The sequence below is a fragment of the Sphingomonas sp. Leaf4 genome, from assembly GCF_920939515.1.
GTDB lineage: Bacteria > Pseudomonadota > Alphaproteobacteria > Sphingomonadales > Sphingomonadaceae > Sphingomonas.
In genome coordinates this window covers 38,054-49,958 of the sequence record NZ_CAKLBB010000019.1, presented here as the reverse complement: position 1 = coordinate 49,958, position 11,905 = coordinate 38,054, and the positions used below count along the sequence as shown (strand labels likewise).

Here is an 11,905-nt window from a genome sequence, read left to right as displayed (position 1 = left end):
CCCGGTAGCTCGTCAGGCTCATAACCTGAAGGTCACAGGTTCAAATCCTGTCCCCGCAACCATACTTACACAACGCCACACAACACATAGCCCGCGTCCGTCAGGACCGCGGGTCGCTACGCGTTCGTCTTGCTTGACGGTAGGCGAGCGTGATCGATCGTTCGGATTGACCTTCGTACTGTCCAGCTAGTTTTCCACGCGGATCGTCTTGATGTCGCTGTCCGCCGCCCAGCGGTGGACGTCCTCGCGGCGTAGCGCCGTCGCCATCAGGTCGGGAAACTGGTCGGGTGTGCAGGCGAACACCGGGATGCCGAGCGCCGCCACCCGCGCCGAAAGCTGCGGATTATAGGATGGCCGGCCGCTGTCGGTCAGCGCGAGCAGGACGACGACGTTCACTCCCGACACCGCCAGCCGCGCCAGCCGGTCGACCAGCGCATCGCCATCACCCCCTTCGTACAGGTCGGTAATGAGCACCAGATGCGCCTTCGCCGGCCGTTCGATCCGGTCCTCGCAATAGGCGACAGCGCGGTTGATGTCGGTGCCACCACCCAGTTGCACCCCAAACAGCACCTCGACCGGATCGGCCAGTTCCTCGGTCAAATCGACGATCGCGGTGTCGAAACAGACCAGCTTGGTCGCGACCACCGGCAGCGACGCCATCACCGCCGCAAAGATCGAGGCATAGACGACCGAACTGGCCATCGATCCCGACTGGTCGACGCACAGGATCACTTCGTCCAGATCGACGATCCGCCGCTGCTGGCGCAAAAAGCCGATCAGGCGTTCGGGTACGATCGTGCGATGCGCCGCCTGATAATGGCGCAGGTTCGCGCGGATCGTGCGGGGCCAGTCGATGTCGGCGAAGCGCGGCCGGGTGGTCCGTCGCGACCGGTCGAGCGCGCCGCGGATCGCATCGGCGGTTTTTGCCTCCAGCCGGGCCATCAGTTCGGCGACGACTTTCGCGATCACCGCGCGGGCGGTTTCGCGGGTCTTTTCGGGCATCACCCCGCGCAGCGCCACGAGGTCGGCGACGAGGTTCACGTCCGCCTCGACGGTCGCCAGAAACTCGGGTTCGAGCAGCATCTGGCGCAGGCCCTTGCGCTCGAACGCATCCTTCTGGATCACCTGCACGACCGGGGTCGGAAAGAATTCGCGAATATCGCCCAGCCATTTGGCAACGCTCGGCGCCGACCCGCCGAGGCCGCCGCGCCCTTTCTTTCCTTCGTTTCCGTCGCCGTAGAGCGCGGCGAGCGCCTGCGCCATGCGCCGGTCGCGTTCGGACAGGGGATAGCTGACGTCGTCACTTTCCTCGACGCCCAACGCCAGCGTCCATCGGCGGCTGCGTTCGTGGTCCTCCGTCATGCCGCCCCCGTCATCAGCGCCATGATGCGCGCTTCATGTGCCGGCCACAGCGCCGCGGCGCCCGGTAACAGCCGATAGCCGCGATGGTCCTTGCCCGTGCTCCCGAGCGCCGCATCGAGCAGGCGGCGGCGTTCGTTGCGGTCGAGGGCGGCGAACACCCGGCGGAACAGCGGCAGGTTGGCGACGAACGCCTCCTCGTCCAGCCCGCCGAGCCACCCGTCGACCGCATCGCGCAGCACGCTGTCGTGGATCAGCCGCGCCCCGGCACCTTCCAGAAATCCCTCGAAGAACCCCGCTGCCTGCGCGACGGGCGTGCCCGGCGACAGCATCCGGCCGAGCAGCGTCGCGGCATCAGCGGCGGTCAGCCGATCGGCTTCGTAGAGCAGCCGCGCGGCGGTGCCGGCGACGAGGCGGGTCGCCTGATCGTCCTCGCCAAGCGTGGCGAGCGCGTCGTGCCAGCGGGTCACGACGTCGGCGTCGAGCTGGGCGAGCTGGATCGCGCTTTCGGCAGCGAGGATCGCCGCCCGCAACGCGCCCGCCGCATCGTCGTCGAGCCCGCGCGCGGCATAGGGCAGGGCGATCGCCGCCTGCACCACGATGCGCGGCATCAGTTCGCCCAGATGCTCGACCGTTCCGGCGCGCGCCTCGCCATAGCGCAGGATGTCGGCCATCGGCGGGAGTGCCGCGAGCAGCGCGTGGCAATCGTCGGTCAGCGCCGCGCGCCGTTCGAGCAGCGCGATGCCGGCTTCGGTCGCCTGGTCGAGATCGGCGACCATCGCGCTGCGGACCAATGCGGCAAGCCTCCCCAGATCGGCCTCGGCGCGCATCGCCTCCCCCAGCCGCCCCGCCGCCGCCTTGGCGATCGTCGAGCCATGGACGAGGTTTTCGACCAGCCGGACCGCATATTCGGGCTGCCATGCCAGCAGCCAGTTTTCGCGGAACGTTCCCCGGCTGCGTCCGGCATCGGCAAGGTGGCCCCATGGTACGTCGAGCGCATTCAACCGGTGGAGCAAGGTCGAGCGGGCAAGGCCGCTGTCGCTGCGCAGGTCGAGCGTCAGCGCGCGCTCGAGCGCTTCGGGTTTCAGCCGTGTCGCCTTTTGCTGGCGTTGCAGATCCTCCAGCAGCGGGGCGAGCGGGGTGTCGGCGGGGATGACGCCGACCGCCGATCCGATCAGCAGCTCGGCGGCAATATCGTCCCACACCGCGGCTTCGCCGTTGCACAGGCAGGCGATGGCCGCTTCGCGCAGTTCCTCGAACCCGGGATGCGGGCGTTCGCGAAGGGCTGCGAGCGCATGCCCCAGCCGCTGCGCCTCGATCACCGAGGCGGTCGAGACGAAATGGCCGCGTGTCCGCATCACCCGCGCGATCCGCGCGAGCCAGATCGAGTCGCGATCCTGCGTCGCACGGGTGTGCCACAGATGGTCGCACCAGCCGGGCGCGACAACGCCAGCGCCATAGCCGCTCGACCGGGCAAGGCGCGGGGCAGTCCAGGGTGCCCATGTCGCCTTCATCTTCGCCTTCGGCCGTCCTTTCAGCAGCGCGCGGTCGGCGGCAAGGCTGTGCCGTTCGGCAAGCGCGGGGACATGCCATGCCCCGCAGACGACTGCGACCGGGCGATCGCTGTCCTTGGCGGCGCGGGCGATCTCGATCCGCATATGCGCCTCGCGTGCCGCTTCGCGGGGGCCAAGCGGGCGGGCTTCGCGGCGCAGCGCGGTCATCGCATCGGCGACGGCGGCGAACACCGTGGTCGATTCCGGATTCTCCTCGATCACGTCGCTCCACCAAGATTCGCCATCGGCATAGCCGGCGGCGGCGGCGAGGATGCCGATCGGATCGTGCGCGATCGGATCGTCGTCGGCGGTGATCGGCGCATCCCCCTCTGTCTCCCTGCCCGGCGCACCCGGCCGGTCGGCGGCGGGCAGGTCGATGAAACGTAGTTCGGCACCCTTTGCCACCGCCCAGCGTGCCGCCTGATATTCCGGCGAATAGTCGGCGAAGGGAAAAAAGCTGGCGTCGGCCGGATCGTCCTCGGCATAGGTCAGCAGCGCGACCGGGGTCGCCATCGCCGGATCGGCGAGCATCGGCAGCAGGTGCGAGGCATCGGCCGGCCCCTCGATCAGCACCGTGCCCGGTTGCAGCGTGTCCAGCGCCTCCACCAGCCGGCGCGCCGAGCCCGGCCCGTGGTGGCGGATGCCGAAAAGCGAGACATCGGCCGGCATCGCGTCAGATCAGGTCGGTGAGCGAGGCGTAATAGCGTTCGAACCCGCGCCGCTTCTTGAGCACGGTTTCGAGATATTCGCCAAGTACCGCCTTGTCCTGCACCGGGTCCTTGACCACCGCGCCGATCATGCTGGCCGCCAGCGTCTCGGGCGTCAGGCGGCCATCGTTGAAGAAGGTCGCCTGGCTGATCCCGCCGACCATTACCCCGATCGCCTCGGCGGTGGACAGCCCGCCCGACGGGGTCTTGAGCGCGATCTTGCCGTCCTCGGTCGAGCCTGAGCGCAATTCGCGGAAGATCGCGACGACGCGCGCGACTTCCTCGGCGACGTTCTTCGGTTCGGGCAGGTCGAGGCTGCGCGCCATTTCGCCGACCCGCTTGACGATGATCGCCACTTCTTCATCGGCGCTGTCGGGCAACGGCAGGACGACGACGTTGAAGCGGCGTTTCAGCGCCGAGCTGAGGTCGTTGACGCCCTTGTCGCGGTTGTTGGCGGTGGCGATGATGTTGAACCCACGCCGGGCATAGACCGCGCCGTTCAGTTCGGGGATCGGCATCATCTTTTCCGACAGCACGGTGATGAGCGTGTCCTGCACGTCCGATCCCATGCGCGTCAGTTCCTCCATCCGGCACAGCTTGCCGGTTTCCATCGCGCGCATCAGCGGGGTCGCCACCAGCGCCTCGCGGCTTGGGCCATGGGCGAGGAGCTGGGCGTAGTTCCAGCCGTAGCGGACCTGGTTTTCGTCGGTGCCGGCGGTGCATTGGATCACCATCGTCGAATCGCCGGTGATCGCGGCGGCCAGATGCTCCGATACCCAGGATTTGGCGGTGCCCGGCACCCCGAGCAGCAACAGCGCGCGATCGGTGGCCAGCGTCGCCACCGCCGTTTCGATCAGCCGCTGGTCGCCGACATATTTGGGGGTGATGACCGTCCCGTCGGCGGCATGGCCGCCCATCAGATAGGTGACGACCAGTTTCGGCGAGAGCGACCAGCCGGGCGGGCGACGATCGGTATCGCCGGCCGCCAGCGCGGCCAGCTCACCGGCATAGGTCGTCTCGGCGGGCAGGCGCAGCGTTTCGCTCATCGGGGCAGTCTCCTGTCATCGAGCGCGGCGTTGAGCCGCAGCATGTCGAGCCGGGGGTCGGACGCGATCAGCCCCGCCCGGCCCAGTCGGTCGAGCGCCCGGACCGCGCCGTCGCGCGACGCGAGCAGGCCGAGTGCCAGCAGGTCGGCGGCGGGATCGCCACCGTCGATCGCGGCGAGCAGCGCGGTGCCGGCGGGGCTGGTCATCGGATCGTCGATCGCGCCCACGCCGCCGGCGATCGACAGCGCGGTCATGAAGCTCGTGGCCGTCGTGCGTAACCATCGCGTGGCGATGGCATGGCGTTGACGCTGGTCGAGACGCGGCAACAGCGCCGTCAGCAGATGAATATCGTCCGGCGTCGTCAGTGCGTCGGCGACCGCGACGACGATCGGATCGGGGGCGGAGCGGGCGATCATCGACGCGAAGCCATAATCGTTGCGGTGGTCTTCACGCCAGGCCCATGCCGTGGCCAGTCCGTCGGCGGGCAGGGCGAGCGCATCGGCAAAGGCGTCGAACGCGACCAGATCGAACAGATTGCTCCGGCGGGTCGACTGCGCCGGGGTCTTGATCGGTTGCGGCACCACTATTCTGGTCCGACGCAGCAGCCCCTTCGTCTGGACCGAATGGAAGGCGGCCAGTTCAGCGGCATCCTCGCCACCGGTCGCGCCGTGCCCCATGCGGGCGAGCAACGATGCGGCGAGCGCCTTCACGCGCGGTGCGCGGTCGGTGGCGAGGCTTTCGAGCAGCGGCCGGTCGGCATCGGACAGGCCGGTCGCCAGCGTCTCGATCAGGCGGACGCGGTGGTCGGCGGTTTCCTGACCAAGCTTCTGCGCGAGCAGCGCGGTCGCGGCGGCGGGATCGCGCTGGCGCAGCGTGGTGAAGGCGGCGCGTCGCGCGGCGGGGCCGAGCCGGTCCCAGCTTGCGGCGTCCAGCTCGTCGACGGCGGTCGTCGCGTCGGATGCCCAGTCCTGCCACGGTGCATAGACGGCGGGCACCTCGTCGCCCGGTCTGGGCAACCAGTCGCCGGGATGCAGCGTCTGGCCGCGTGTGTCGAGGAAGTCGAGCAGGTGCCGCCGCATCGGGTCGCGCAATTGCTGGAGCAGCCGCCGCGCGCGCGGCCGTAGCGGATCGGCCAGCGGTGGCTGCGCGAGTTGCGGGATGTCGCCGCGCGGTTGGACCCCGCCCACGGGTTCGGCGATGGCGAGCGTGCCGAGATACTGGCCGGACAGCGCGAGCAGGCGCAATTCGGCTTCGGCAGGGTCCTGCCCGAGCAGGTCGCGCCATGCGTCCGGCGCGACCGATGCCGCGCTGCCACCCATCGTCCAGCGGGTGAGTACCGGCCCCAGCGTGTCGAGAATATCGTCAGCCATGATCGACCCGTCCCCATGGCGTCCGCGTCGCCAGCAGATCGATCCGGCTGCCCGACCATAGCGCGGCGGCACCGGTCAGGTCGGTGCCGGCGATCAGCCCGTCGGCGTCGCCGGCGAGCGGCAGGCAGAGGTCGCCATCCCGCTGTCGCCACCACGCCGCGCCGGCCCGGTCGAATCCGACGCGACCGGGCGGGAGCAGGACCGGACGTTCGGTCGCCCATGGCTCGGCGAGCAGCGGGTCGGTGAGCGCGGCGGCGAGCGGGCCGTCGATCGCGGGCCAGTCGAGCGGCGGGCCGTCGATCAGCGCCGCCTCGCGCCGGAGGAGCAGCGCGCGCAGCGGCGAGCGCGCCGGATAGAACACCAGTTCGGCGGGGAATTGCTCGCCCGGCGTGAACACCGATCCACGACGGCCGACGCTGGCCGGAAAGAAATCGAGCAGCATCGCGAAGCGCGGGCTGCCGCCAAGGTTCAGCAGCCATGTCGTCTGCGACACCAGCCCGTCGCGGCGGGTATGGACCCGCTCGGCGAGGACTTCCCACACGCCCGATACGCGCGGGGCGGACGGGTCGGCCAGCAGCGTCTCGCGATTCTCGGCGGTGGCGACGGCGCGGCGCAGTTCGGGATCGTTGGGCGTGGCGCGACAGGCGCGGGCGAGCAGCACCAGCCGCGCAAGCTCGACCGTCGCTCCGCGCACCTGGTCGCCCGGTGGCAGCGCCAGCAGCCGCGCGGGCAGTTCGTCGATATGGCCGGCGAGCGCCGCCGCCTTGCCGTCGACCAGCCGTGCGCCGATCCGCCGGCAGCGCGTCGTCACCTCATCGACGAACCCGCCCAGTCCGAGGCGCAACTGGTCGCCGACCCATCCCTCCAGTGCGCCCAGCGCGTCGAGGATCGCGCGTTCGGTGTCCCCGGCGCGTTTGACGGCGGCGGCCTCTCGCTTCGCATCAGCCTTGGCGTCCTCGACCGGTTCGGGATCGATGCTGCGGGCGGCGTGAAGGTCCTTGGGGGCAGCGGGCGCGGCGGCCTTCGTCGAGGGGGCGCGTCGCCGGGCCAGCCAGTCGCCGACCCAGTCGGGGGTCTCGGCGGTGGGAAAGGGAACGATCGCCTCGGCATGGAGCCACAGCAGCGCGAGGCTGTGCTTGCACGGGAATTTGCGCGACGGGCAGGTGCATTTGTTGCCGAGGTCACGCAGGTCGGCCATCACCCGGTACGGGTTCGCGCCCGATCCGGCGCATTCGCCCCAGATCAGCGCGCCATCGTCGCTCATGCCCACGCCCGACCATTTGCCGGGTTTGACGAGCCCGGCGGCGGCCTTCAGCGACGGCTGATCGGTGGCAAGCCCTTCCACCGCCTTCAAGTCGATCGCCACGCCACCCCCGGACCTTCGTGTCGCACAATGATAGGCTGGATGCCGGAAAGCTCAACGGGCTTTGCGGCGTGCCCCGGTCCGCAGTTCCACGGTCGTCGTGCCCCGGCCGAGCGCGATGGTGTAGCCGCCGCGCTCCGGCACACCGCGTACCGGGCGATAGGGCAGGGCGTCGGGTGCGGTCGCCTCCACCATCAGCCGCGCCGCCGGAGTATGGGCATCGGTCGGGTCGAGCGTCAGCGTGATCGCCCCGGTCGCGGGCACATAGCGCGCCGAGGCGATCTTGCCCGCTGCCAGCGTGATCCATGCCTTCGCCGGCGCGATGAACAACCGGCTGCGCGCGCCGTCCTTCGGCGAAACCGTCAGCGCGCCGTTCGCCTGCGCGAGATTGCCGCCATAGGCCAGCCAGCCGAAGGTCGGATCGTTGACGACATAGGTCGCCGCCGCGATCGCGTGACCATAGAGGCCCATGCCATAGTCGCCCGAATAGGTGTCCCATTTCAGCATGTCGGGCGCGGCGTGGAAGGCGGCGGACGAAAAGCCGTCGCGATCGATGTTGGTGATCCCGCCCATCAACCCGCCATAGGCGACACGCAGCAGGTGCAGGTCGGCCGGGTTCGCGCGGAACGCATCGAACAGCGGCACGGCGTTCAGCGTCGACCCATAGTGATGGATCTGTCGTTCGATCCGGGGCACCTTGCCGCCATAGAGGAAGTCCCAATAGCGCCGGGCATTGCCGTTATACCCCCAGTGCGGGATCGTCGGGTCGTAACCGAGGATCACCTCGCGCGTCGTATCCGCCTGTGGCTGATGCCCGAAATAGCGCATCCACGCATAGACTTCGGGCTGGCCGGTCGAATCCCATGCCATCTCGCTGCCGAAGGGATATTTCAGCGTCTTCCAGTGATCGGCACGGCCGCGCATCAGCGCTTCCATCGCGGTCGCTTGGGCGGTCATCCCCTCGCGCTTCAGGTCGCGGAGGATGTCGAGGAACACGTCGCCTTCCATCAGCCCGAACTGGGCATAATGCGGGGCGTCGCGCATCATCGCCACCGTCGTCGCGTAGGCGCGATCGAGATACCAGCGCCAGTCGTGCCGCGTCACCAGCCCCGGATGGTTGCGCGCGGTGCGATACAGCACCCAATGGCCGATCGCGACATGCGGATAATTATAGGCGCGGCCGAGGTCGGCGGCGTCCTTCTTCGACCACGACGTCCACGTCGTCCAGTTCGCCGCCGGGTCATAGACACCGGGATGCAGCGCCGGATCATAATAGAACAGGCTCTTGCGCACCGCGCCGTCGTTGGGCCCGCCCTCGACCTGCAACCGGCCGGCCACGGTTTCGTCAACCATCCTTTCCAGCTTCGCGACCTCGACCGCGTCGGGGTGGTCGAGCTGCTTCATCATCGCCGCGACCCAGCTTCCGCCGCCGCCCTCGTCGCTCATCCCCGCGATCCAGACGCGCGGTTCCTGTGTCACGATCGCCTTGGCATCATTGTCGTAGGTCAGGATCGCCGGCGATCGGCCGAACGGGTCGCCCGCCCCCTCGAACCATTGTTTCGTCGTCGCGAAGCGGCCGAGATCGGCCATCGTCCGATCCAGCGGCTTGGTGACGAAATAGCTGACCGTCTGCACCGACCCGTCGGCATAGCCGATCGACACCCGCGCCCGGCCCCAGCCGGTCCCGCGCACCGCAAGCCGTTGCCACCCGTTCACCTCGCCGGCGCGGGTGAGCGTCATCGCATCGGCCGGTTCGACCGTGATCCGCGCGATCGGCTGCGGTGCCTTCACGAACAGGCTGGCGTCGAGATCGGTCGGCACGACATAGCCCGGCACGCCAATCGCCACCGGCCGTGCGTTGGCGGCAAGCGTCGTCTCGATCGCGCGGATCGTCGGCGACTGGACCAGCCGCACGCCGAAGCTGCGCCGTTCGCCGGGCGCGAGGGTGAAACCGGTCGGCCGGTTCCATTGGTCGTCGGCCTTTGCCCATTCGCGGCTCGCATAGGCAGTGCTGGCGACCGTCCAGTCGTAGAAGCCTTCGGAGGTTTGCCCGCGCGGGCTGCGGTCGGTGAACGACTGGCCCTTCGCCTCCTTTTCGCTCGGGATCGGCCGCCATGCTTCCAGCGGCGTGCCGGCTTCGGGCAGGACGAGCAGGGCGGGGCCGGCACCGTTCAGCCGCGTGACCTGAAGATAGCCCGCGTCACGCCCGATATAGGGGTCGACGAAACTGGCCTGCGCATGCGCTTCGTCGAGGCTGCGATCGGTGATGATGTTGTCGAACACCATCGGCATGCCCATCGCCCCGACCTCGACCGGGACCGTGCCGGGGTTGGCGAGGACGAAGCGCAGCACCGGTATGCCACCGGCATCGATCCACTGGCGCTCGACGGTGAGCGGGATGCCGTCGCCCATGGTCGCGGTGATGTCCGCCGCCGCGACCACGCCGGGCGCGAGAGGCAGCGCACGGATCGGCCGGCGTTGCCTGGCGGACGCGAAATCGCGCCATTCGCCGTCCGGCGTCCGCAGCCGAAGATGCAGGTCGCCGAGATGGACATAGCCATCGCCGGCGCGTTCGGCTTCGCGGCCGGCGGGCACGAAGTCGAACGCCGGATCGGCATCGGGACGCAGGCTGGCCAGCGTCTGCGTATCGCTGCGCAACCGCACCGCGAAGTTGCCGATGCGATAGGGGGTGGTGGCGACCGGCGGATGGACCGGCGTTGCCGCACGCTCCTGCGCCGCAACCATCGCCGCCGAACCGGGCAGGACGGCGGCGGTCAGCAGCAGCATCGCGCATGTCGATGACTGGAGCATGTTCATCGGAACCCTTTTCCCCTTGGGCCGGAGCCGAATCAACCCGCACTAGCTTTCTTTATATCGTATACAGAACTACATCGGTATGGCGAGGGGGAGCGAACCGGGTGACACAGGCTATCGATCGAGCTGCGCCAAGGCGCGGGCGCGCCGGCTGGTATCGGGCCATGGCGACGGCGATGCTGCTGCCGGCCGGACTGGCGGCGCAAACCGCCCGGCCGGTGGTCGCGCCGGGCAATCCGATCCTTGCCGATGGACGGACCTATTCGACCGATCCGGCGCCGCTGGTCGATGGCGACCGGTTGTGGATATGGGCCGGGCGCGACGAGGCCCCGCCCGGGGTCAATGATTTCATCATGAACGAATGGCAGGCGCTCGCCACCCGCGATCCGGCGTCGGGCCACTGGACGCATTATCCGGCGATCGCGCGGCCCGAGGCGGTCTTCGCCTGGGCGATGCCGGGGCGGGCCTATGCCGGGCAGGTGGTGAAGGGGCGCGACGGGCGCTTCTATCTCTATGCCCCGGTCGAGACCCGCGACGCGGCGCTGCGCGACCGGTTCGCGATCGGCGTCGCGGTGGCCGATCGGATGCCGGGGCCATGGCGCGACGCGCATCCGACCGGGCCGATCGTGTCGCAGGGGCTGCCGGTGCCCAACGCCATCCAGAATATCGACCCGACAGTGCTGGTCGACGACGACGGGCGGGTGTTCCTGTATTGGGGGACCTTCGGCCAGTTGCGCGGGATCGAGCTGGCGGCGGACATGGTGACGCCGATCGGCTCGCCGGTCGCGGTGTCGTCGCTCACCGGCTTCTTCGAGGCGCCGTGGCTGATGAAGCGGCGCGGCACCTATTATCTGCTCTATGCCGCGAACAACGCCGGGCCGGGGTCGCCCTGCACGCCGACGCTGTATCATGCCTGCATCGCCTATGGCAGCGCGCCCACGCCGCTCGGGCCATGGACCTATCGCGGGGTCGTGCTGCGCCCGGTCAGCTCGACCACCAGCCATGCCGGCGCGGTCGCGTTCAAGGGGCGATGGTATCTGACCTATCACACCGCCGATGCGGTGGGGGGCGGGCATTTCCGGCGCAGCGTGGCGATCGACCGGATGACATGGGACGATAGCGTCATACCCGCCGCGATCCGTCCGGTCCGGCCGACCCGGCGGCCGCTCCCGCCGCCCCGGCCGACGCGCAACGTGGCCGGCGGCGCGGCCCCGCATGCGTCGAACGAGCCAGTGCCGGTGCGATACTGGCTGCGCGCGTTGAACGACGGGATCGTCCGCGCCGCACCGTTGCCGCCCGACCTGTGGGGCAGCGCGGCCGCGGACGGCGCGCCACGGCACTGGATCGAATATCGCTGGCCACGGGTGGTGACGCTGAATGGCAGTCGCATCCGGTTCTGGGCGGATCGTCCGGCCGGCGCGGTCGACGGGGTGGCTCCGCCGGCCGCATGGCACCTGGAATATTGGCGGGACGGCTGGCACCGGATCACCGCCGCCTTGCCCGCCGCCCGCGCCGGCGAATGGGAGTCGGTGCGCTTCGCTCCCGTCACCACTCGCTGCCTGCGCGCGGTGCTTGTCGCATCGGGCAGCGCCGGCCGTCATGCCGGCCTCGCGGTCGAGGAGTGGGAGGTGCTTGCTCCGCGCGCCGCACCGCCACCCCCGCCGGTCGGCGACAGCCCGGCGTGCGGCTGAGC

7 protein-coding genes are annotated in these 11,905 nt (G+C 69.6%); 1 reads left to right on the top strand and 6 read right to left on the bottom strand.

The window, feature by feature from the left end:
- Positions 1-186: 186 nt before the first annotated feature.
- The 6 genes from LRA89_RS19435 to LRA89_RS19410 are packed head-to-tail and all read right to left on the bottom strand — an operon-like array spanning position 187 to position 10,215.
- On the bottom strand, positions 187-1,362 hold the full coding sequence (locus LRA89_RS19435; protein ID WP_230772630.1) for a VWA domain-containing protein: 1,176 nt from the start codon (positions 1,360-1,362) through the stop codon (positions 187-189).
- Entirely contained in the window at positions 1,359-3,581 is a 2,223-nt protein-coding gene (locus LRA89_RS19430; protein ID WP_230772628.1) for a DUF5682 family protein, read from the bottom strand. The genes LRA89_RS19435 and LRA89_RS19430 overlap by 4 nt, the downstream gene beginning before the upstream one ends.
- Before the next feature lie 4 nt (positions 3,582-3,585).
- On the bottom strand, positions 3,586-4,665 hold the full coding sequence (locus tag LRA89_RS19425) for an ATP-binding protein (RefSeq protein ID WP_230772627.1): 1,080 nt from the start codon (positions 4,663-4,665) through the stop codon (positions 3,586-3,588).
- Complete coding sequence (locus LRA89_RS19420) at positions 4,662-6,035, bottom strand: DUF5691 domain-containing protein (protein ID WP_230772626.1); 1,374 nt, start codon at positions 6,033-6,035, stop codon at positions 4,662-4,664. The genes LRA89_RS19425 and LRA89_RS19420 overlap by 4 nt, the downstream gene beginning before the upstream one ends.
- Entirely contained in the window at positions 6,028-7,401 is a 1,374-nt protein-coding gene (locus LRA89_RS19415; protein WP_230772625.1) for an SWIM zinc finger family protein, read from the bottom strand. The genes LRA89_RS19420 and LRA89_RS19415 overlap by 8 nt, the downstream gene beginning before the upstream one ends.
- 51 nt (positions 7,402-7,452) lie before the next feature.
- A complete protein-coding gene (locus tag LRA89_RS19410) occupies positions 7,453-10,215 on the bottom strand; it encodes a DUF5695 domain-containing protein (RefSeq protein WP_230772624.1) in 2,763 nt (920 codons plus the stop codon).
- A 161-nt stretch (positions 10,216-10,376) separates the two neighbouring features.
- On the opposite strand from LRA89_RS19410, the gene LRA89_RS19405 reads away from it, so the two are divergent.
- On the top strand, positions 10,377-11,903 hold the full coding sequence (locus LRA89_RS19405) for a family 43 glycosylhydrolase (RefSeq protein WP_230772623.1): 1,527 nt from the start codon (positions 10,377-10,379) through the stop codon (positions 11,901-11,903).
- The last annotated feature ends 2 nt before the right edge of the window (positions 11,904-11,905 follow it).